Source organism: Bacillus sp. TE9106W, assembly GCF_054062215.1.
Map to the genome: position 1 here is coordinate 313,191 of NZ_JBSSFA010000004.1, position 22,631 is coordinate 335,821.

The window sequence follows — 22,631 nt, forward strand, 5'->3', positions numbered from 1 at the left end:
TAAACATAAAAAAAACAGCTACCTTATATTAAGATAGCTGTTCTATTTTTTACGCTTCTACAGATTTCTTTTTCTTAGCAGCTCTTTCACGTTCGCTCTTATCAAGAATCTTTTTACGTAAACGAATTGATTCTGGAGTTACTTCACAGAACTCGTCATCGTTTAAGTACTCTAATGACTCTTCTAAAGTCATTAAGCGTGGTTTTTTCATTGTTGAAGTTTGATCTTTTGTCGCAGAACGAATGTTAGTTTGTTGTTTCATTTTCACAACGTTAACTGTTAAGTCATTCTCACGAGTGTGTTCTCCAACAATCATACCAGCATATACTTCTGTACCTGGTTCAACGAAGATTACACCACGGTCTTCAACTTGCATAATACCGTATTGTGATGCTTTTCCTGTTTCAAGTGAAACTAGAACACCTTGACGACGTCCACCAACTTGTCCAGCGTGTACTGGTTGGTAGCAATCGAATGTATGGTTTAAAATACCGTAACCACGAGTTAATGTTAAGAATTCTGTTGTGTAACCAATTAAACCACGTGCTGGAACCATGAAAGTAAGGCGAACTTGACCGTTTCCGTTATTCACCATATCTAACATTTCACCTTTACGTGCACCCATAGATTCCATAATAGAACCAGTGTATTCTTCAGGTACATCAATTTGCACACGCTCTACAGGCTCACATCTTACGCCATCAACTTCTTTAATGATTACTTCTGGTTTAGATACTTGTAGTTCATAACCTTCACGACGCATGTTTTCGATTAAGATAGATAAATGTAGTTCCCCACGTCCAGATACAATCCACGCATCAGGAGATTCTGTATTATCTACACGTAAACTTACATCTGTTTCTAATTGTGAACGAAGACGCTCTTCAATTTTACGAGATGTAATGTATTTACCTTCACGACCTGCAAATGGGCTGTTATTTACAAGGAATGTCATTTGTAGTGTTGGCTCATCAATACGTAATAATGGTAACGCATCTTGATGTTCAACTGGACATACTGTTTCACCTACGTTAATGTCTTCCATACCAGAAACAGCTACTAAGTCTCCAGCTTTTGCTTCTTCGATTTCTTGACGTTTTAATCCCATATAACCAAATAGTTTCGTTACGCGGAATTGTTTTACACTTCCGTCTACTTTCATTAAAGCAACTTGTTGTCCAACCTTCATTGTACCGCGGAATACGCGTCCAACCCCGATACGTCCAACATAGTCGTTGTAATCAAGAAGTGCTACTTGGAATTGAAGTGGCTCTTCGCTGTTATCAATTGGTGCAGGAATATGTTCAATGATTGTATCAAATAATGATTTCATATTCTCTTCTTGATTTGCTGGGTTTGAATCTAAGCTTGCTGTTCCGTTCATTGCTGATGCAAATACAACTGGGAACTCTAATTGATCTTCGTTTGCACCAAGTTCGATGAATAAGTCGATTACTTCATCAACTACTTCATCAGGACGAGCGAAGTCACGGTCAATTTTATTTACAACTACGATTGGAGTTAAGTTTTGCTCAAGAGCTTTCTTTAAAACAAATCGTGTTTGTGGCATACAACCTTCATATGCATCAACAACAAGTAATACACCATCAACCATTTTCATAATACGTTCTACTTCTCCACCGAAGTCAGCGTGACCTGGTGTATCTAAAATGTTAATTCTTTTATCTTCATAGTGAATCGCAGTATTTTTCGCTAAAATTGTAATACCGCGTTCTCTTTCTAGATCATTTGAATCCATTGCGCGTTCTTCAACGTGTTCGTTCGCACGGAAAGTCCCCGCTTGACGTAATAACTGGTCAACAAGTGTTGTTTTACCATGGTCAACGTGGGCAATAATTGCTATATTACGTAAATCTTGTCGTTTTTTCAACATGTCCAACTCCTAATGTCTTTTTAATCCTTCTCTATTATAAGAGCGAAGGGGATACAATAGCAATTAAAATAAAATCAAGAATGAAAATATAGTTGTATTCTTACTTTTGTGAAAGTAAAATGAGATTGGAGGGTGAAGAAATGGAACACATTCAATATCGCTTTTTATTAACCGCAATTATCGGTGTTATTTTCTTAATTGGTATCGGCATTATGATTGCTGAAAATAGTCCCATCGGTATTATTATTTGCATTATCGGCACATTTGTTACAGTTGGATACGGTTTTGTAACAAAAAGAAAAATGCGTAAATCGCAATAACGTCAAAAAGTAAGAAGCCTATTTACAGCCTCTTACTTTTTTTGTTACTTCGATATAAACGATAACACTTCTTCATACACCCCTGGCTTCGCAACTAACACGCTACTCTTCTCTACGATAGAAAGTGGCGTTCCGGAGAATGTTGTTACCTTACCTCCAACTTCTTCTACAATTATCTGTCCCCCGCCAAAATCCCATGGTGATAATCTTGGCGTTACATATGCATCGATTCTTCCGGTTGCAACGTATACCATCTCTAATGCTGCACAGCCATATGATCTCGTACCTCTTGCTTTCTTAACAAGTGCCATCATACTTTCCATATTAAGCAATGGATTGTCGGTAAGCCATATCGCATTTAAAGCTACAATACCTTGCTCTACAGTACCTCTTTGTAATAAAGGTATTGGTACTTCATTACAAAATGCTCCAGCCCCTTTTAACGCATGATATAATTCATCATGAACTGGATCATAAATAAGTCCAATCTTTCCGATACCGTTCTCATAAATCCCAATTGAAATCGCAAAATTTCTTTTTTGGTGAACAAAGTTCATCGTGCCGTCAATTGGATCAATTAACCAAACAACCCCGTCAGAAGAAGTTACCTCGTCTCCATAGCCCTCTTCACCTAAAATATTATGATGTGGGAATGTTTCTTTAATTTTCCCAATTAAAAACTGTTCTATTTCTCGGTCCATATTTGTTACTAAATCAGCTGCATTTGATTTTGTTTCTATAATAAGTGCTTTTTTCATTGATGCCATTAAATGCTCTCCTGCATCCCGAATCCACTGTTTGGCGTGTGCATCGATGTCTTTCCATACTTCTTGCATGTTTAAACACTCCGATCTATACTGTTCACAGAAAAAACGAACCCTTTATAAGGTTCGCACCAACTAATTTTTTATACATATACTATTATTACGCTTCTAAACGAATCATTTCAAGTCTTAACACTTCTAACTTTTGTACACACTCTTCTTTTTTCTGTTTATCATTTTCCATCATCGCATCATATAAAGTTGCTAATTCATAATCTAGCTCCAAACGTAGCACCGGTATTCTCTTTTCAGCATCTGTTCTCTTTAACGCATTAATCACCTGTCTCATATTATTTGCCTCCTCCCAATATTCGTCTGCCCTCGGACTAGAATTGATTCAATTTTCTGATTTTTTGTTTTATACTATACTATGTTGGATAAATCATCTATGCAACAAAATTATATTTTTTTATTTAAATTTTTTTGTGCTGTTTTTTTTATGAATAGTACAAGCTATGCTAAAATAAAAGCAAAATAGGAGTTGGAGGAACAATCATGACACTACAAACATTCAAATCAACTGATTTTGAGGTCTTTACAGTTGATGGTCTCGAAGAACGAATGAGTGCAATTAAAACGAACATTCATCCTAAGCTAGAAGCTTTAGGGGAACAGTTTGCAGCGTATTTATCCAAACAAACTGATGAGAACTTTTTTTATCATGTAGCAAAACACGCACGTCGCAAAGTCAATCCACCAAACGATACTTGGGTTGCTTTTTCAACAAATAAACGCGGATATAAAATGCTACCACATTTCCAAATTGGATTATGGGGTACTCATGCCTTCATATACTTTGGTTTAATCTATGAGTGTCCACAAAAAGTGGAGACGGCTCACGCCTTCTTAGAACATTTAAATGATTTAAAAACAAATATTCCAAATGACTTCGTTTGGTCCATTGACCATACTAAACCAAGTGTAAAATTACATAAAACACTTGAAACAGAAGACTTGCAAAAGATGATTGAACGTCTAGCCACTGTGAAAAAAGCAGAATTATTAGTTGGTATTCATATATCACCAGAGGAGTTTTCAGCAATGACCAACGAACAATTCCTTGCTAAGATTGAATCTACGATGCAATCACTCCTTCCTTTATATGCACTTTGTAATCGATAGTAGAAAACGGACAATTTATATTGTCCGTTTTTAGTTGTTATCACATTATATCACTTCAGTTTTTATTTTTCAAAATATTTTTTACATTTTCACAAGCTTTTGTTCTTCGATTTCTTTAGCCTTTTGAATCACACGGTATATAGAATACCCACTTACTTCTTGAAACTCTTTATCAATTTTCTTTTCTTCTGCTTTCGATGGAACAATCTCTTTAAAACGACGATATAATCCCATTAACTCTTCTCTTATAATTCCTTTTTCATATGCTTTCTCAATCGCTTCATAAAACTTCACCATTGTAACCATTTCCTCATTTGACCAATCATAATCTAACGGATATTGATATTCCATTGTGCACCTCATTTATCATTTCTTCTTATTTCAACTCGCTATTTTAAAGAGATTTTTTCTTCTTCAGTATAGCCACTTTGCATTATACACTATTTATTCATTTTAATGGAATTGTCTTCCTCTAGAAGTTAGTAGGGATCAACTATTTAACATACTCACCGTAAAAATATTTTTTGCTATACATCTATAATTATTGGTGATATAATGCTTTTGTTTTATAGGAAATAAAGTGAAGCTCCCATCTCAAAAAAGCTTTTGTGAATGGCAGAAAAACAAGTCTCATTCTAAAAAAGAACTTAACTTTTTTAGAATGAGATTATATAAAACAAACTCTAATAAATATTAAAAAAAGAAGGGGTGTATAGATTGTCCCAATACGAAACACCATTGTTTACCGCTTTAGTTGAGCACAGTAAGCGAAATCCAATTCAATTCCATATTCCAGGTCATAAAAAAGGGCAAGGCATGGATCCTGAATTTCGCGAATTTATTGGGCATAATGCATTAGCAATTGATTTAATTAACATTGCGCCGCTCGATGATTTACATCATCCAAAAGGTATGATTAAAGAAGCACAAGATTTAGCAGCCGCTGCATTTGGTGCGGATCATACTTTCTTTTCTATTCAAGGTACAAGTGGCGCAATAATGACAATGGTGATGAGCGTTTGCGGTCCTGGTGACAAAATACTAGTGCCACGAAACGTGCATAAATCAGTAATGTCAGCTATTATTTTCTCAGGTGCAAAACCTATTTTCATGCATCCTGAAATCGATCCAAAACTTGGTATTTCACATGGAATCACAATCCAATCTGTCAAAAAAGCACTTGAAGAGCACTCAGATGCGAAAGGCTTACTTGTTATTAATCCAACATACTTTGGCTTTGCTGCGGACTTAGAACAGATTGTACAATTAGCACATTCTTACGATATCCCTGTACTCGTTGATGAGGCTCATGGTGTTCATATTCATTTTCACGATGAACTGCCGATGTCAGCGATGCAAGCCGGTGCAGATATGGCAGCAACGAGTGTTCACAAATTAGGTGGATCTTTAACGCAAAGTTCTATTCTTAATGTAAAAGAAGGCCTTGTGAACGTAAAACATGTTCAATCTATTATTAGCATGCTTACGACTACATCAACGTCTTACATCTTGTTAGCCTCCCTAGATGTTGCTAGAAAACGTCTTGCTACAGAAGGAAAGGCGCTTATAGAACAAACAATACAATTAGCGGAACAAGTTCGTAATGCTATAAATGATATTGAACATCTTTACTGTCCAGGGAAAGAAATGCTAGGTACGGATGCTACTTTTAACTATGATCCTACAAAGATAATTGTATCTGTAAAAGATTTAGGTATTACAGGCCATCAGGCTGAAGTATGGCTTAGAGAGCAATATAACATTGAAGTAGAACTCTCAGATTTATACAACATACTATGTCTTGTCACTTTTGGGGATACAGAAAGTGAGACGAATACACTTATTGCAGCATTACAAGATTTATCAGCAACATTTAAAAATAAAGCTGATAAAGGTGTTCGAATACAAGTAGAAATTCCAGAAATACCTGTGTTAGCACTTTCTCCTCGAGATGCTTTTTATTCGGAAACAGAAGTCATCCCATTTGAAAATGCAGCAGGTCGTATTATAGCTGATTTCGTTATGGTTTATCCGCCAGGGATTCCAATCTTTACTCCGGGGGAAATTATTACACAAGACAACTTAGAGTATATTCGTAAAAACTTAGAAGCAGGTTTACCTGTACAAGGTCCTGAAGATATGACATTACAAACATTACGCGTGATCAAAGAGTACAAGCCTATCAGTTGATAGGCTTTTCTTTCACCCTTTTTCCCTTTTCTCATACGATATTATGTAATGTAACGTATAGGTGGGGATACTACTATGATTGTAATAGGCCGTTCTATTGTACATCCTTATATCACAAATGAATATGAGCCATTTGCAGCTGAGAAACAACAAATTTTATCTATAATGGCAGGAAATCAAGAAATCTATTCCTTTCGAACCTCTAATGAACTCAGCTTTGATCTAAATTTGCGCGTTAATATTATTACTTCTGCATTAGAACTTTTTCAAAGTGGTTTTCAGTTTCGCACATTTCAACAATCTTTTTGCAACCCTCAATATTGGAAAAGAACGTCTCTTGGAGGATTCGAGCTCCTTCCAAACATACCCCCTTCCATTGCCATACAAGATATTTTCAAAAACGGAAAACTATATGGAACTGAATGTGCCACCGCTATGATCATTATTTTTTACAAAGCTTTACTATCATTGTATGAGGAAGAAACTTTCAACCGTCTCTTTGCAAACCTTTTACTTTATACGTGGGACTACGATCAAGATTTAAAGCTCATAACAAAGACAGGTGGCGATCTTGTCCCAGGTGATCTCGTTTACTTTAAAAATCCACAAGTGAATCCAGCTACAATCGAGTGGCAAGGAGAAAATACAATCTATCTAGGAAATTTCTTTTTTTATGGGCATGGCGTAGGTGTAAAAACGAAAGAAGAAATTATATACGCATTAAATGAGCGACGAGTCCCTTACGCTTTCATTTCCGCTTTCTTAACCGATACTATTACCCGTATTGATAGCCGTCTCATGAGCTACCACGCTTCTCCTAGTACACCACAGACATCCATAGGATTTATTCCGATTAGAGATGATGCAATCGTTGCAACAGTTGGCAACACAACTACAGTTTATTAAAAAAAGCACCTACATATGTAGGCGCTTTTTTCATTTAAGCTTTTGAATGTTCTTTATGGTCACAGTCGCAATGAGATCCACATTTCCCGTATAGTACTGTTGATTTTTCATCTTCAAAATGTCCGATTGTTCCTTCACATACTTGGCATACGATTGTTCCCATTTTTCATTTCCCCCTGAGTTTTAATAGTAATCTACTTATTTATCATTAAGCTTTCGCATTATCTTTACTAGCACAGTCACAATTTGTTCTGCATTTTCCGTAAAGTACTATCGTTTTTTCATCTTTAAAATGTCCGATTGTTCCTTCACATACTTGGCATACGATTGTTCCCATTTTTTATTTCCCCCTAAGTTTATGGTCCTAAAAACTTTCAGCTGTCCATTTCCTATCAATTATTGGGCTTTTGTATGCTCTGTGTGATCACATCCGCAAGATCCACATTTCCCGTAAAGTACTGTTACTTTCTCATCCTCGAAGTGTGCAATTGTACCTTCACAATCTTGACATACGATTGTTCCCATTTTTCATTTCCCCCTAAGTTTATAATCCCAAAAACTTTTTGTAACCGCTTAACTTTCTGTCTTTATTTTAATATGTTATACTTTTTACGTCAATAGGTTTTTAGTATAACACATTAAATATTTTAAATTTAAATTAGTATGCGATATTCAAACAAAAAAACAGCCATATTTATACGTACGACTGTTTTACATTATTTATTCTTCGTATTCCGCATGCAAAGATGTAGATGGAACTAGAAATGAGAAAAACTGAGATAACTCAGCTGCTTCCTCTTCTGAGCCTAATTTGAAAACTTCCTGTAAATATTGAATATTCTCCACATCATCTCGTCCAAGTAAAGTTGACTTCCCTGTTTGCATGCAAACAATAAGTGGCTTTCCAAAGAACATATTTGTATAAATAACACCAAAATCATAACGAGTATCATGTGTCATAAACCCCAAAAATCGTACCTTCACACTTTCATGCTCATCATACAATTTTTCAAACATCGGTTTCCACCTTTCCACATCACCTTTCATTAATATATTAAACAAAAAAAGGAATACTCCTTTTAATTGTCAAAAAATTCAGTAGGATGTAGAATGGTAGTATTCTACTTAGTTAGGGGGAACTTATATGCAACATGCCTTTATTACGCTTGTACCTAAATCCAATCAACAATCTGTTTCAATAGATGATATAAAACAACTTTTTCATTATTATAAAACAGTTACTTCCAAAACTGGTGTTCAAATTAATTACGCCTATACAAATACGGCTTTTCCTTATGACATTTTAGATACTTCAACAACAACATTAAAACTACAATCTTCTCACGATCGATATGACTCCATCTATGTTGGTGTCGGTATAGAAAAGGAACAATCTTATATTCAGATTTCTTTGCCACCAAATGCAACATTTGGTGATAAAGGAAAAGCAAATGAATTTTGCCGTTTTCTAGCGAAGAAATTAGAAGGAGAGTTACAATTATTTAATGGAAGAACAATGTATTTCTATAAACGTTAATTTAAAAAATAGAAAATATAATTAAGAAAAGTATGCAATTTGAACATGTAAGGAATAATGCCTGCTTTCTAATTTGCAACACAAAGTATGCAATCACATATGCCAAATACAGAAATACAAAAAATAGAATGACTTTATAATGCAACTTATCACCATTGGACAATGATAATACAATGGAAAAACCACTCCATAATAAAAAATGATAAAATATAACATGTAATATTCTCATGGAACCTTCTCCTTTGACATGCTCTATTTTATTAATATATGGGATTAAGTTTGAATCAATTACATATTATACGAAAGCATATATATGGCTTTTGGATTCATATATGTTCTAACGATCAATTAAAGTATTATATATTCATTCGACAAGTACATATCAAGACCTTGTAAGCCAGTTTATTAAAATAAAAAATAGCCCATCTCTTCTAAAGAGATGGGCTATTTTCATTACTTAAATTATTTTACAATGTGAATTGGCATTCCAAGAGCAACTTCAGCTGCTTCCATTGTGATTTCACCTAATGTTGGGTGAGCGTGGATTGTTTGAGCGATATCTTCTGCTGTCATTCCAGCTTCGATAGCTAAACCAATCTCAGAAATAATATCAGAAGCGCCTGCACCTGCAACTTGAGCACCTACAAGAAGACCATCTTCTTTACGTGTTACAAGTTGTAAGAAACCGTCAGTGCTGTTTAATGATAATGCACGACCGTTAGCAGCGAATGGGAACTTAGATACAGTTACAGTCATTCCAGCTTCTTCAGCTTGTTTCTTAGTGTAACCAACAGATGCTAATTCTGGATCAGTGAAGCATACTGCAGGAATTCCGATGTAATCGATAGCTGATGCATGGCCACTAATTGCTTCTACAGCTACTTTACCTTCGTAAGAAGCTTTGTGAGCTAATGGTGGTCCAGGAACGATATCACCGATTGCATAGATGTTTGGTACGTTTGTACGACATTGCTCATCGATTTCGATGATGCCGCGGTCAGTCATTTTAACTCCAACTTGCTCAAGACCGATTTCTTGAGTGTTTGGACGACGACCTACAGTTACTAATACGTAATCTGCTTCTACAGTTTGGATTTCACCTTTAGCTTCAAAGCTAACTTTTACGCCAGTTTCTGTTTCTTCAACGCCTTTAGCCATAGCTTTTGTATGGATATTTACGTTACCTTTTTTCTGTAGAGCACGTTTAACAACAGAGCTCATAGCTTTTTCGAAACCAGCTAAGATTTCGTCGCCAGCTTCTACTACAGTAACTTCTGTACCGAAGTTAGCATATGCAGTACCTAATTCCATACCGATGTAACCGCCGCCGATTACAACAAGTTTTTTAGGAATTTCAGGTAAGCTTAAAGCGCCTGTAGAGTTGATAACACGTTTAGAGTATTTGAATCCTGGAATTTCGATTGGTGTAGAACCAGTTGCAAGAACAGCATTTTTAAACGTATAAGTTTGAGCTGCCTCTTCAGTCATAACGCGTAATGTATTAGCATCTACGAAGTAAGCTTCACCGCGAATGATTTCAACTTTGTTACCTTTAAGAAGGCCTTCAACACCGCCAGTTAATTTCTTAACTACGCCGTTTTTCCATTCTTGAACTTTTGTAAAGTCAACTTTTACGTTCTCTGCAGTGATACCCATGTCATCAGAATGCATTGCATTCTCATAACGATGACCTGCATTGATTAACGCTTTTGAAGGAATACATCCAACGTTTAAGCATACGCCACCAAGGTTAGCTTTTTCAATAATTGCTACCTTTTGACCTAATTGTGCTGCACGAATTGCCGCAACGTATCCACCAGGACCTGCACCAACAACGACTGTATCTAATTCAATTGGGAAATCTCCTACTACCATTGTTATTACGCCTCCATTACTAATAATTGTGGGTCATTCAATAGACGTTTAATTTGGTTTAATGCTTTTTGAGCAGTTGCGCCGTCAATTAAACGATGGTCAAAGCTTAGAGATAATGCTAATACTGGAGCTGCAACGATCTCACCGTTTTTCACAACTGGTTTCTCAGCGATACGGCCGATACCAAGGATTGCTACTTCTGGGTGGTTGATAACTGGAGTGAACCATTGTCCACCTGCAGAACCAATGTTTGTAATTGTGCAAGAAGCGCCTTTCATTTCAGCAGGAGCTAAACGACCTTCACGTGCTTTACCAGCAAGATCATTGATCTCGTTAGAAATTGTGAAGATAGACTTGCGATCTGTATCTTTAACAACTGGTACTAATAGACCTTTGTCTGTATCAGCTGCGATACCGATGTTGAAGTAATGTTTATGAACTACTTCTTGAGAAGCATCATCTAAAGAAGTGTTTAACATTGGGTATTCACGTAATGCAGATGTTAAAGCTTTAACAACGTATGGTAGGTAAGTTAATTTAATACCTTTGTCAGCTGCCACAGCTTTGAACTTCTTACGGTGAGCAACAAGTTCAGTTACATCTACTTCATCCATTAATGTTACGTGAGGAGCTGTATGTTTAGAGTTAACCATTGCTTTCGCAATTGCTTTACGGATACCACTCATTTTCTCACGAGTTTCTGGATATTCACCAGCTGGGATTGGTTGTGCTTTTGGTGCTTCTTCTTTCGCTGCTGCTGGAGTAGCTTCTACTGCTGCTGGAGCCTCAGTTGCTGCTACTGCTTGTCCACCATTTGCAAATGCATCGATGTCAGCTTTTACGATACGACCGTTCTTACCAGAACCAGCTACTTTATGAATGTCTACGCCGTTTTCACGAGCATATTTACGAACAGATGGCATAGCGATTACGCGCTCATTTACTACTTCTGCAGTTGCTGCTGGAGTAGCTTCAGCTTTAGGAGCTTCTTCTTTTGCTTCTTCAGCTTTAGGAGCTTCGTCATGATCGTCGCCTTTAAATTTAAGGTTTTCGTATCCTGGAGCATCAAATTTAATTAATGTATCTCCAACTACTGCAACCGTACCTTCTTCTACAAGTACTTCAAGTACTTTACCTTTAACAGGAGAAGGAATTTCTACTACTGCTTTATCATTTTGTACTTCAAGAAGTACGTCGTCTTCGTTTACTTCGTCGCCTGGTTTAATAAACCATTTTACGATTTCACCTTCGTGGATACCTTCACCGATATCTGGTAGTTTAAATTCAAATGCCACGGAATTCAGCCCCCTGATTCATTTCTTTATTATGGAATATGGCAAAAGAAATCAGCATGTGCTGATTTCTTTTGCACATGAATAAGTAAAAATTAGAAGTTCATTACTTTGTTAACAGCTTCAACAATATCTTTGTGGTTCGGTAACCATACGCTCTCAGCTTGAGAGAATGGGAATACTGTATCAGCAGCTGCAACACGTACAACTGGAGCTTCTAAGTTTAAGATTGCACGGTCGTTAATTTCCGCTACAACGTTAGCTGCAATACCAGCTTGTTTTTGAGCTTCTTGAACTACAACTACGCGGCCTGTTTTTTCAACAGAAGCGATGATTGTTTCGATATCTAATGGTTGAACTGTACGTAAGTCAACAACCTCTAAAGAGATACCTTCTTTTTCAAGTTCTTCAGCAGCTTTTAATGCAGCGTGAACCATAGCACCGTAAGCGATAACAGATACATCTGTACCTTCACGTTTGATATCAGCTTTACCTAAATCAATTGTGTATTCGCCTTCTGGTACATCTTGACGGAATGAACGGTACAATTTCATATGCTCTAAGTAGATAACTGGATCGTTGTCACGAATCGCAGAGATTAAAAGACCTTTTGCATCGTATGGAGTAGACGGAATAACAACTTTTAGACCAGGTTGTTGAGCCACTAAACCTTCTAAGCTATCAGCATGTAGTTCAGGAGTATGAACGCCACCACCGAATGGAGAACGAACTGTTACTGGAGCAGTCCAACGTCCACCAGAACGGTAACGCATACGAGCTAATTGACCAGAAATTGAATCCATTACTTCATAAACGAAACCGAAGAATTGGATTTCTGGAACTGGACGGAATCCTTCAAGTGCAAGTCCAACTGCAAGTCCACCAATACCAGACTCTGCAAGTGGAGTATCCATTACACGGTCTTCACCGAATTCAGCTTGTAAACCTTCAGTAGCACGGAATACACCGCCGTTTACACCAACGTCTTCACCAAACACAAGTACGTTAGGGTCATTTTTCATTTCAACGCGTAAAGCATCAGTGATTGCTTGAATCATTGTCATTTGAGCCATGGCTTACTTCGACTCCTTTTCTTTGTAAATTTCATATTGTTCAGCTAAATTGTAAGGCATTTTTTCGTACATGATTTCCATTAAATCAGTAACTTTTTGTTTTGGAGCTTGGTCAGCCTTAGCAATTGCTTGTTTGATATCTTCTTTAGCTTCTTCGATTACTTTCTCTTCAACTTCTTGAGACCATAGGCCTTTGTTTTCTAAGAATGCACGGAAGCGTACGATTGGATCTTTTTGTTCCCATTCGTTCTCGATATCTTTTGTACGGTAACGAGTTGGGTCATCACCAGCCATTGTATGTGGACCGTAACGGAATGTTAAAGTCTCGATTAAAGTAGGACCTTCACCATTTACTGCACGCTCACGAGCGAAAGCAGTTGCTGCGTATACAGCTAATGGATCCATACCGTCTACTTGAATTCCGTAAATACCTGCTGCTACTGCTTTTTGTGCTACAGTTTTAGCTGCAGATTGCTTTTCTACTGGAGTAGAGATAGCATAACGGTTGTTTTGTACAACGAAGATTGCTGGAGCTTTGAATGCACCCGCAAAGTTCATACCTTCGTAGAAGTCACCTTGTGAAGCACCACCGTCACCAGTGTAAGTAATTGCAACAGATTTTTTGCCACGTAATTTCATACCTAACGCAACACCAGCAGTTTGGATGATTTGCGCACCGATGATAATTTGTGGAGCAAGTGCATTTACGTTCTCAGGCATTTGGTTACCCATGAAATGTCCACGAGAGAATAAGAATGCTTGGTATAATGGTAAACCGTGCCATACTAATTGTGGCACATCACGATATCCTGGTAAGATGAAATCTTCTGCTTCAAGTGCGAAATGACTTGCTAATTGAGAAGCCTCTTGTCCAGCTGTTGGTGCGTAGAAACCTAAACGTCCTTGACGGTTTAAAGAAATAGAACGTTGATCTAGTACGCGAGTATACACCATACGGCGCATTAATTCTTTTAATTGATCATCAGATAATTCAGGCATAGCTGCTTCATTCACAACTTCGCCTTTTTCATTTAAAATTTGTAATGTTTCAAATTGAGCTGCGATAGCTTTCATTTGCTCATCAACATTAAATAGGGTCTTTTTTGTTTTAGTACCCATTCCGTTCACCTCTTCCTCTCTTGAACCATATTCTGAAACGCTTTCACTATCTATTAGCTAGGTGGAAAACGCAACAATGTAAACCAACAAATTTATTTGTCAGTTGAGAATAATTTTGTGTACCTAACAATCTGTACTAATGTTTTTTCAGAAACATATTAATACAATCTTGATCACGTTTTTTAGTTTACAACTATTCTAATTACGATGTCAATTACTTTGAATACGTTTTTTTATAAATAATCTGCAGGTTTCTTCTACACAAACGTGTTTTTATTTTTCACATCTGTATTAGTAAGCATTAACCTACTGTTATATTATTCCCTTTTTAACTTGTTTTTTCTCTTAGAATAATATGTAAACGATTTAATTCTCTTTAGTTTTTCTCTCTTCTTAGCAAAAATATACAAACTCTTCTTCCTTTTATAGGTAATTACCCATACATTTCTACCCTTCCCTCCATACATTATAGTAACCGCAGTATTAGCGGGAAATGATAAAGGAGGTCATCTCATGTACGGATACTCATATTGCTATCCAACTTGTTCATATCCTTCCTACGGTTATGGCGGTTCTTGTGGCGGGTCTGGACGCGGCTTCGCCTTAATCGTTGTGTTGTTTATTCTTTTAATTATCGTTGGTGCTGCTTGCATTCGCTAATGTAAAATGAAACAACTATGGAAAGAAACAGACGGCTCTGCCGTCTGTTTCTTTTTATTCCTACATAACCGACCTATCTTTCCCTTACTTGTCGATGACTTTTTCCATCTCCTTTGGTAGACTAAAGGAGAAAGGAGAGATTACATATGCTTACAATGAAAGATGTAATTCGCGAAGGAGATCCTATTTTGCGAAACGTTGCAGAAGAGGTAGTAATACCAGCGAGCGAAGAAGATACAAATACCCTTAAAGAAATGATTGAATTTGTAATAAATAGCCAAGATCCTGAAATGGCTGAAAAATATAGTTTACGCCCTGGAATCGGATTAGCAGCTCCGCAAATCGGTATTTCAAAGAAAATGATTGCAGTTCACGTAACAGATACGGACGGTACGTTATATAGTCATGCATTATTCAATCCAAAAATCATTAGCCATTCTGTTGAACGTACATATTTACAAAGTGGTGAAGGTTGTCTATCAGTGGACCGTGAAGTACCTGGTTATGTACCTCGTTACACAAGAATTACAGTGAAAGCAACTTCTATCAACGGCGAAGAAGTAAAATTACGTTTAAAAGGTTTACCAGCAATTGTATTCCAACATGAAATTGACCATTTAAATGGTGTTATGTTCTATGACCACATTAATAAAGAAAATCCATTTGCTGCTCCTGACGGTTCAAAACCTCTGGAGCGATAATAAAAAAAAGGCGGAAGATAATCCTCCGCCTTTTTTTATTATGAAATGGGTTCCATATCCACTTATAATAATCCAGCCCATTTTAATCCATGATATATGCCGTCTTCACTAACATCCTTTGTCACATGATTTGCAAGTTTTTTCAAGTCTTCATGACCATTTCCCATCACAATACCTGTTCCAACCGCTTCAATCATTTCTAAATCGTTTAAGCCATCCCCAAATGCATACACTTGTTCACGGTTAAATCCTAATTTTTCAATGAATTTCTCAATCCCTTTTGCCTTAGAACCACCATTTGGAATAATATCCATTGAATACGCATGCCAGCGAATAAAATGAAAGTCTGGGTACTGATTTATAAACTTTTCTTCTTCATTCACTTCACAGAAAAGAAGCGTTTGATAAATATTACGTTTCTCATAAAAATTAGGTTCATATGCTGGATGCTCAAAGTTTAAGCTACCAAAGCCTTCTTTCACATAATCATGATATTCCACTGATGCTCTCATTTCTTGATGATCAAGATATACAAGCGGATATCCTTCTTGTTTTGCAAACTGAGTAAATTTATGTAGAGCAGCTGGATGTAATGGATTATTAAATACTACTTCATCTTCAAATACAACGTACTGTCCATTAAAACTAACATAATTGTGGATATTAAGTTCCTTACGAATATCTTCGAACATAAATGGAGCACGTCCTGTCGCAATTGCTACATGTACGCCCTTCTCTTGTAACTGTTTTACTGCATCTCGTGTAGATTGCGGAATTTTTTTATCATGATCTAATAATGTTCCATCAATATCAAAAAAGACAATTTTATCATTCATTTGTCAAAATCCTTTCTGTTACTGTATATTCCTATTTTGATTATCGCTTTTCAAATGCTAAAAAAAAGTATAACATATTAAACATCTGTGAAGAAAGCGTTCACTTTCTGACCTTATTTATGAAACCTGCATATATATATTAGTAAAAAAATGTGGATACTTGTTCGTATGAATTTTCTTTTCTATTCTTTCTCATACTATATCTATAACTAACGGCTACTAATCGTTACTATAAGAATAACTTTCCCTGTATGAGAAAAGACAAGATTCAAGATTCAACATTCACTTTTGTCTTCTTTCTTATATCAGAGACGGCGTTTTCACTAGTAATATGCATGTTTAAAATAAGGAAAGGAAGGAGTAATCATGCTGAAGAAGCTGAAGAAAAAGCTTAAGCGTTATTTAAAAGATCTAGTCCGTAAAAAGACGATCGCTTAAATTGTGCCCATTTCGGGCTTTTTCTTCATTCTCATTCGAAAAAACATGAAAATCGTGACTGTTTGCTTTATAATAAGTAACAGATAATGCAAAACATAGACAAGGAGAGGTTTTCCAAATGATTTTTAAAGTATTTTATCAAGAAAAAATGACTGAGGTTCCAGTACGTGAAAATACAAAAGTTTTATATTTAGAGGCTACGTCTGAGAAGGATGTTCGTACAAAATTAAATAAGTTCGCATATAATATCGAATTCGTTCAGTCTGTGACTGGCAATCATCTTGAATATGAAAAAGCAAACGCTGATTTAACATTAGCGGAAATCGTATAGTCATATGAAATTTCTAAAGAATGATCAAGCAGCCGTTTTTGCTTTAGGTGGCCTTGGTGAAATCGGTAAAAATACATATGCTGTTCAATTTCAAGATGAAATTATTATAATTGACGCTGGAATTAAATTTCCAGAAGACGAACTCCTCGGAATCGATTATGTAATACCAGATTACACTTATTTTGTGCGAAACGAAGATAAAATTAAAGGATTATTCATTACACATGGTCACGAAGATCATATCGGTGGAATTCCTTACTTATTACGTCAAGTGAACATTCCAATTTATGGCGGAAAATTAGCAATTGCACTAATCAAAAACAAATTAGAAGAGCACGGATTACTTCGTAAAGCAAAACTTTATGAAATTCAAGAAGATGATGTTATTAAATTTAAAAAGACATCTGTTTCCTTCTTCCGTACAACTCACAGTATCCCAGATTCATACGGAGTTGTTGTGAAAACACCTCAAGGACAAGTGGTTCATACTGGAGATTTCAAATTTGATTTCACACCAGTTGGTGAACCAGCGGACTTAACAAAAATGGCTGAAATCGGAAAAGACGGTGTACTTTGTCTCCTATCTGACAGTACAAACAGTGAAGTTCCAAACTTTACAATGTCTGAGCGCCGTGTTGGTGATAGTATTCAAGATATTTTCCGCAAAGTAGAAGGTCGTATTATCTTCGCAACCTTTGCATCAAATATCCATCGTTTGCAACAAGTTGTTGAAGCGGCTGTTGAAAATAATCGTAAAGTGGCTGTATTTGGCCGAAGTATGGAAGCAGCGATTGAAATCGGACAAAACCTCGGTTATATTCGCTGTCCGAAAGATACATTCATAGATGCATCTCAATTAAATCGTCTACCAGCTAATAAAGTTGTTATTTTATGTACAGGTAGTCAAGGGGAGCCAATGGCAGCACTTTCACGTATTGCTAATGGTACTCATCGTCAAATTCAAATCATTCCTGGCGACACGGTTGTTTTCTCTTCTTCACCAATCCCTGGTAATACAATTAGTGTAAGCCGTACAATTAATATGTTGTACCGTGCGGGTGCTGATGTAATCCACGGAAAACTGTCAAACATTCATACGAGTGGACACGGTGGACAAGAAGAACAAAAACTAATGCTTCGTCTAATTAAACCGAAGTATTTCATGCCAATTCACGGTGAATATCGTATGCAACGTATGCATATGAAGTTAGCAAATGATTGTGGTATTCCAGAAGAAAATTGTTTCATTATGGATAATGGTGATGTTCTTGCCTTACGTTCAGATGAAGCAAGTGTAGCTGGTAAAATACCATCTGGATCTGTCTATATTGACGGAAATGGTATTGGAGATATCGGTAATATCGTATTACGCGATCGTCGTATCCTTTCTGAAGAAGGACTTGTTATTGTAGTTGTAAGCATTGATATGAAAGAATTTAAAGTTGCAGCAGGGCCTGATATTATCTCACGTGGTTTCGTTTATATGCGCGAAAGTAGTGATTTAATTAATGATGCTCAAACATTAATTACAACTCATTTAGAAAAAGTAATGGAACGTAAAACAACACAATGGTCTGAAATTAAAAATGAAATTACAGACACATTAGCACCATTCCTATATGAGAAAACGAAACGTCGCCCAATGATTTTACCAATCATTATGGAAATATAAGAAAAAGGACAATACCTTTATGGTATTGTCCTTTTCTCTTATCTTAAAAAGTGCTTGAAACGATCTACTTCATCGTCATGACCAATTACAATTAATATATCTCCCGCTTGAATATTTTCCGTAGCTCGAGGAGATACAATAACTTCTTTTCCACGTTTAATTGCTACAATATTCAATCCAAACTTCGCACGAATATCTAATTCAATTAAAGAATGCCCATCAATTTTTTTATTTGCAATAATCTCTACAATACTATGCTCATCTGAAAGCTCAAGGTAGTCTAACACATTACTTGATGCAATATTATTAGCAATCCTTTTTCCCATATCACGCTCTGGATGCACAATGTGATCTGCCCCTATTTTACTTAATACTTTTTCATGGTAATCATTTTGAGCTTTTACAGTAATATTTTTTACACCTAACTCTTTCAGAATTAATGTTGTTAAAATACTTGAATTTAAGTTATCTCCAATAGCAACAACTACATGATCAAAATTACGAATACCAAGACTTTTTAATACCATCTCATCTGTTGAATCTGCAATTACAGCATGCGAAGCTATATTTGCAAACTCATTAATTTTATCCTCATCAGAGTCAATTGCCATTACTTCCATACCTAATTGAGCAAGTTCCCGGCAAATACTTCCACCAAAACGCCCAAGCCCAATGACAGCAAATTCTTTCTCTTTTTCACCCACAGGAATTCCTCCAATAACATCGAATACTATGTATTTTTATTGTAACATACTTTAGATTTGCTACAAAAACCTGTATATCATTCTTATTTTTGTTTTTGCATATAGAAATACTGTTGTAAATAAAATGCGATACTGAAAATTAACATACCAAATACAAATATGTTTCCAAATGAACTAAACGTTTCAAAAACGAATAATAACGTTTCTTGTCCGAAGAAAGCAAATAATAGTTGTGTAAATGCGAATAGCAATGCCAATATATAATGGTGTTGATGGAATAAATAATGCGTTGCACCTAAAAAAGCGATAAACGAAAGAATAAAAATCCACCAATTTTCTAAAAATAGTTGCCAATTCGTAAATTGATACCCATTTACTAATATCGCAATAATCCCTATAACAGCCATCGTTGGTACGCTCCATAACAATGCACGCCCTCTAAAGAAGTGCGTACCTTTTACATCTCCCTTTTCATTTGCAATGTATGTTAGCACAACCGTACTTATATATAAAACAGAGAGAATTGTTAAAACAATTATGAGCCAAAAATGCAACTGATAATATTCATGTTCTATATTCGTGACGATAGCAGCTAGCATACACGGGATTAACATTCCCGTCCAACCATCTACTTTTCTCTCATTCCAAAATACTGTATTACCAATCCGTATTCCTAACAGCATAAAAATAATGATACCTAGTACAAATAATGTAGTTTTATTTCCTACTAAGCTCGTTGAAAAAGCAATTAATCCAATAAATAAAAAAAGAACAAACCCATTCATAATTTCTAGTACAGGTGATAAATACCTTTTCACCCAGTTGTATGTCTCTTCATATTCATTATTATTCGCTAAACGATAGGCGTAAAAACTTATCCCAAAATAAACCGCCGCAATAATAACATATGCATATAAGACAAAACATAAAATTGCACTGCTAATTTGCACGTAATTCCCCACCCTTTTTTCTATGTTTCACCTTGATTTTACACACTTTCCACACAAAATGTAAACATATATAAGCTAGTTAACTAATCATCTTCTCAATAAGCGATAATGAATAATGAGCAGCGGCTCAAAACCACTGCTCATTATTTTATCCATTTGTATGCCGATGTGTATCCAAAACAAATATGAAAGATGTTTTCACCTTGAAACTAACAAATACCAACTTTAAATTGTTACATAGTTGGCGAGCAAGTTTACTTTCTAGTTCCCTTCCACTTCACATATTGATCTAAAAATACGATAGCTTTCTCAATAGCCTCTTCATCTGGTCTTAATTTTGCGTGATGTAAACCATATTCTGAATTTACCCCAAGCCAAAACATAAATCCAGGAATCTCTTGAAGCATATAACCAAAATCTTCACCTGTCATTGCCTCAGTACATGTAATTACTTTCATATCAGTTTGTTCACTTACAAATTGCATAAACTCTCTCGTTAATGCTTCATGGTTGTATACTTGATGGTACATCGCTCCGTAGTCAATAACGGCCTCACATTGGAAGGAAGCTTCTATACCTGCAACAATTGCCTCAATCCTACTTTTAACACGGCTCATTGATTCCACTGATAACGTTCGGATTGTTCCCTCTAATCGAGACTTTTCTGCTATGATATTTTGAACTGTACCGCCTGTTATTTTCCCAATCGTAATTACTGCACTATCAAGTGGGTTTACATTACGACTAATAACGGACTGAAGCTGTGTAACAAGGTGACTAGCTGCGACAATCATATCATTTGCAGTATGAGGGTAAGCTGCATGTCCACCTTTCCCCTTTAAATCAACATATAATTCTGATGTATTTGCAAATAATAGCCCCTCTTTTGTAGCAATTGTTCCTACAGGGTATTCAGGTGCAATATGAAGACCGAGAATTATATTCGGCTTCCATTCTTTTAACTCTTCGCTCTCTAACATAGGAAGAGCCCCTCCAGGCCCTTCTTCAGCTGGTTGGAATAGAAATACAAGGTCATCATCTATTCTTTCTGTTACAGCTGCTGTTAGAAGGCCTAAACCAATTGTTGTATGTAAGTCGTGTCCGCATGCATGCATCATTCCTTCATGAACAGAAGCGAACTCATATCCAGTTTCCTCTGTAATTGGTAAACCGTCTATATCTGCGCGATACCCTATAACTTTTTCTGGATTTTTCCCCTTTACTTTAACAATGACACCCGTTCTCCATACCTTCACTTCCACATGTTCGTTCGAAAGCGTTCCTATGTAATCTAAAATATACTGTTGTGTTTTCCACTCTTTAAATCCAATTTCCGGTATTTTGTGTAAGTCTCTACGAATTTGAACGAATTTGCTTACTGCCATTTTTGCACCTCTATCTATAAAAAGCGTAAGAGCCTGTTTATGCTCTTACGCTTTTATGTTTTTATTTCTCTGGGTTTAATTGACGAAGCTCTTGTTTAATTTCAGTTTTTGCTTTTGTCTTCTCATCAATTTCTTTAATTACACGTGCTGGAGTACCTGCAACAACTGTATATGGAGGTACATCTTCTGTTACAACAGCTCCTGCTGCTACAACTGCACCTTTCCCTACTGTAACTCCCTCTAACACAACTACGTTAGCACCAATTACAACATCGTCTTCAACGATAACTGGTTTTGCTGAAGGTGGCTCAATAACGCCTGCAAGTACTGCACCTGCACCTACGTGACAGTTCTTACCAACAGTTGCACGTCCACCAAGTACCGCGTTCATGTCGATCATAGAACCTTCACCAATTACAGCACCGATGTTAATTGTTGCATTCATCATAATAACAGCGTTGTCGCCGATTTCAACGTGGTCACGAATAATCGCACCTGGCTCAATACGAGCTTTAATACCTTTTAAATCAAGCATTGGAATTGCAGAATTACGACGGTCATTTTCAACAACGTAATCAACAATGTATTTGCTATTTTCATCTAGAATTGTCTTAATTTCAGACCATTCTCCAAATAATACACCAGACTTTTTATTTACAAATGCTTGTACTGTTTCAGGGAATGTTACTTCTTTTAAATCCCCTTTTATGTATACCTTTACAGGAGTTTTCTTTTCACTTTTTTGAATAAACGAAATAATTTCGTTAGCGTCCATCATTTTCATTCTTGTTGCCTCCTAAAT

At 36.2% G+C, this 22,631-nt stretch carries 27 protein-coding genes; 9 read left to right on the top strand and 18 right to left on the bottom strand.

All coding sequences use genetic code 11. From position 1 onward, the window contains the following. Positions 1-49: 49 nt before the first annotated feature. Positions 50-1,894 (bottom strand): translational GTPase TypA, encoded by a 1,845-nt coding sequence (gene typA, locus ACVWY7_RS10525; protein ID WP_000914763.1) that lies wholly within the window; start codon positions 1,892-1,894, stop codon positions 50-52. Positions 1,895-2,034: 140 nt separating this feature from the next. Between typA and ACVWY7_RS10530 the strand changes: the two genes are divergently transcribed. After that, positions 2,035-2,214: a DUF5325 family protein gene (locus tag ACVWY7_RS10530; RefSeq protein ID WP_000400127.1), complete on the top strand. Its 180-nt coding sequence runs from the start codon at positions 2,035-2,037 to the stop codon at positions 2,212-2,214. 44 nt (positions 2,215-2,258) lie between these two features. On the opposite strand, the gene ACVWY7_RS10535 is transcribed toward ACVWY7_RS10530, so the two are convergent. Both ACVWY7_RS10535 and ACVWY7_RS10540 read right to left on the bottom strand, forming a co-directional pair. Next, positions 2,259-3,050 carry an inositol monophosphatase family protein gene (locus ACVWY7_RS10535; RefSeq protein WP_001158696.1) on the bottom strand — a complete coding sequence of 264 codons (792 nt, stop codon included), beginning with the start codon at positions 3,048-3,050 and terminating at the stop codon, positions 2,259-2,261. 88 nt (positions 3,051-3,138) lie between these two features. Beyond that, positions 3,139-3,327, bottom strand: a complete 189-nt coding sequence (locus ACVWY7_RS10540) for a hypothetical protein (protein WP_001250168.1) — start codon at positions 3,325-3,327, stop codon at positions 3,139-3,141. Positions 3,328-3,533: 206 nt separating this feature from the next. Between ACVWY7_RS10540 and ACVWY7_RS10545 the strand changes: the two genes are divergently transcribed. Next, entirely contained in the window at positions 3,534-4,160 is a 627-nt protein-coding gene (locus tag ACVWY7_RS10545; protein ID WP_000175083.1) for a YktB family protein, read from the top strand. An 81-nt stretch (positions 4,161-4,241) separates the two neighbouring features. Here the strand turns inward: ACVWY7_RS10545 and ACVWY7_RS10550 are convergent, their stop codons facing one another. After that, complete coding sequence (locus tag ACVWY7_RS10550) at positions 4,242-4,511, bottom strand: UPF0223 family protein (protein WP_000456563.1); 270 nt, start codon at positions 4,509-4,511, stop codon at positions 4,242-4,244. A gap of 366 nt (positions 4,512-4,877) precedes the next feature. On the opposite strand from ACVWY7_RS10550, the gene speA reads away from it, so the two are divergent. After that, positions 4,878-6,350, top strand: a complete 1,473-nt coding sequence (speA, locus tag ACVWY7_RS10555; RefSeq protein ID WP_000084883.1) for an arginine decarboxylase — start codon at positions 4,878-4,880, stop codon at positions 6,348-6,350. Positions 6,351-6,425: 75 nt separating this feature from the next. Continuing rightward, the gene (locus ACVWY7_RS10560; protein ID WP_000635331.1) at positions 6,426-7,256 is read left to right on the top strand and encodes a protein-glutamine gamma-glutamyltransferase; all 831 of its coding nucleotides are present in this window, start codon (positions 6,426-6,428) and stop codon (positions 7,254-7,256) included. Positions 7,257-7,290: 34 nt separating this feature from the next. Here the strand turns inward: ACVWY7_RS10560 and ACVWY7_RS10565 are convergent, their stop codons facing one another. The 4 genes from ACVWY7_RS10565 to ACVWY7_RS10580 all read right to left on the bottom strand — a co-directional run bounded on the left by ACVWY7_RS10565 (position 7,291) and on the right by ACVWY7_RS10580 (position 8,273). Next, positions 7,291-7,419: a GapA-binding peptide SR1P gene (locus ACVWY7_RS10565; protein WP_000536793.1), complete on the bottom strand. Its 129-nt coding sequence runs from the start codon at positions 7,417-7,419 to the stop codon at positions 7,291-7,293. Positions 7,420-7,464: 45 nt separating this feature from the next. Next, positions 7,465-7,593 carry a GapA-binding peptide SR1P gene (locus tag ACVWY7_RS10570; protein ID WP_000536809.1) on the bottom strand — a complete coding sequence of 43 codons (129 nt, stop codon included), beginning with the start codon at positions 7,591-7,593 and terminating at the stop codon, positions 7,465-7,467. 59 nt (positions 7,594-7,652) lie between these two features. Beyond that, on the bottom strand, positions 7,653-7,781 hold the full coding sequence (locus ACVWY7_RS10575; protein WP_000536778.1) for a GapA-binding peptide SR1P: 129 nt from the start codon (positions 7,779-7,781) through the stop codon (positions 7,653-7,655). A 195-nt stretch (positions 7,782-7,976) separates the two neighbouring features. Then, entirely contained in the window at positions 7,977-8,273 is a 297-nt protein-coding gene (locus ACVWY7_RS10580) for a DUF3055 domain-containing protein (protein WP_011181837.1), read from the bottom strand. A 127-nt stretch (positions 8,274-8,400) separates the two neighbouring features. Here ACVWY7_RS10580 and ACVWY7_RS10585 point away from each other — a divergent pair, with 127 nt between their 5' ends. After that, complete coding sequence (locus tag ACVWY7_RS10585) at positions 8,401-8,793, top strand: DUF1885 family protein (RefSeq protein ID WP_001163305.1); 393 nt, start codon at positions 8,401-8,403, stop codon at positions 8,791-8,793. Position 8,794: 1 nt separating this feature from the next. Here the strand turns inward: ACVWY7_RS10585 and ACVWY7_RS10590 are convergent, their stop codons facing one another. The 5 genes from ACVWY7_RS10590 to pdhA form a co-directional block, all read right to left on the bottom strand. Then, complete coding sequence (locus ACVWY7_RS10590) at positions 8,795-9,022, bottom strand: hypothetical protein (protein ID WP_002156771.1); 228 nt, start codon at positions 9,020-9,022, stop codon at positions 8,795-8,797. A gap of 233 nt (positions 9,023-9,255) precedes the next feature. Beyond that, a complete protein-coding gene (lpdA, locus tag ACVWY7_RS10595) occupies positions 9,256-10,668 on the bottom strand; it encodes a dihydrolipoyl dehydrogenase (protein WP_456523771.1) in 1,413 nt (470 codons plus the stop codon). Between the two features lie 5 nt (positions 10,669-10,673). After that, a complete protein-coding gene (gene pdhC, locus ACVWY7_RS10600; protein ID WP_000863427.1) occupies positions 10,674-11,963 on the bottom strand; it encodes a pyruvate dehydrogenase complex dihydrolipoyllysine-residue acetyltransferase in 1,290 nt (429 codons plus the stop codon). A 92-nt stretch (positions 11,964-12,055) separates the two neighbouring features. Further along, a complete protein-coding gene (gene pdhB / locus ACVWY7_RS10605; RefSeq protein WP_000068166.1) occupies positions 12,056-13,033 on the bottom strand; it encodes a pyruvate dehydrogenase complex E1 component subunit beta in 978 nt (325 codons plus the stop codon). A 3-nt stretch (positions 13,034-13,036) separates the two neighbouring features. Beyond that, the gene (gene pdhA, locus ACVWY7_RS10610) at positions 13,037-14,152 is read right to left on the bottom strand and encodes a pyruvate dehydrogenase E1 component subunit alpha (protein ID WP_000536893.1); all 1,116 of its coding nucleotides are present in this window, start codon (positions 14,150-14,152) and stop codon (positions 13,037-13,039) included. Between the two features lie 513 nt (positions 14,153-14,665). Between pdhA and ACVWY7_RS10615 the strand changes: the two genes are divergently transcribed. Beyond that, positions 14,666-14,812, top strand: coding sequence for a YjcZ family sporulation protein (locus tag ACVWY7_RS10615; RefSeq protein ID WP_000274562.1), 147 nt, complete (start codon positions 14,666-14,668; stop codon positions 14,810-14,812). A 146-nt stretch (positions 14,813-14,958) separates the two neighbouring features. Then, positions 14,959-15,513, top strand: a complete 555-nt coding sequence (def, locus tag ACVWY7_RS10620) for a peptide deformylase (protein ID WP_000957056.1) — start codon at positions 14,959-14,961, stop codon at positions 15,511-15,513. Positions 15,514-15,575: 62 nt separating this feature from the next. Here the strand turns inward: def and ACVWY7_RS10625 are convergent, their stop codons facing one another. Beyond that, entirely contained in the window at positions 15,576-16,349 is a 774-nt protein-coding gene (locus ACVWY7_RS10625) for a Cof-type HAD-IIB family hydrolase (protein ID WP_000998277.1), read from the bottom strand. A gap of 556 nt (positions 16,350-16,905) precedes the next feature. On the opposite strand from ACVWY7_RS10625, the gene ACVWY7_RS10630 reads away from it, so the two are divergent. Continuing rightward, the gene (locus ACVWY7_RS10630) at positions 16,906-17,118 is read left to right on the top strand and encodes a DNA-dependent RNA polymerase subunit epsilon (protein ID WP_000576443.1); all 213 of its coding nucleotides are present in this window, start codon (positions 16,906-16,908) and stop codon (positions 17,116-17,118) included. A 4-nt stretch (positions 17,119-17,122) separates the two neighbouring features. After that, entirely contained in the window at positions 17,123-18,790 is a 1,668-nt protein-coding gene (gene rnjA / locus ACVWY7_RS10635; RefSeq protein ID WP_000670368.1) for a ribonuclease J1, read from the top strand. A 38-nt stretch (positions 18,791-18,828) separates the two neighbouring features. Here the strand turns inward: rnjA and ACVWY7_RS10640 are convergent, their stop codons facing one another. From ACVWY7_RS10640 to dapD, 4 genes are all read right to left on the bottom strand, one after another. Next, a complete protein-coding gene (locus tag ACVWY7_RS10640) occupies positions 18,829-19,494 on the bottom strand; it encodes a potassium channel family protein (protein WP_000504032.1) in 666 nt (221 codons plus the stop codon). Positions 19,495-19,577: 83 nt separating this feature from the next. Further along, positions 19,578-20,444: a hypothetical protein gene (locus ACVWY7_RS10645; RefSeq protein ID WP_001167313.1), complete on the bottom strand. Its 867-nt coding sequence runs from the start codon at positions 20,442-20,444 to the stop codon at positions 19,578-19,580. Positions 20,445-20,698: 254 nt separating this feature from the next. Further along, the gene (locus ACVWY7_RS10650; protein ID WP_000301166.1) at positions 20,699-21,829 is read right to left on the bottom strand and encodes an N-acetyldiaminopimelate deacetylase; all 1,131 of its coding nucleotides are present in this window, start codon (positions 21,827-21,829) and stop codon (positions 20,699-20,701) included. A gap of 61 nt (positions 21,830-21,890) precedes the next feature. After that, on the bottom strand, positions 21,891-22,613 hold the full coding sequence (dapD, locus tag ACVWY7_RS10655; protein ID WP_000783248.1) for a 2,3,4,5-tetrahydropyridine-2,6-dicarboxylate N-acetyltransferase: 723 nt from the start codon (positions 22,611-22,613) through the stop codon (positions 21,891-21,893). Positions 22,614-22,631: the final 18 nt, after the last annotated feature.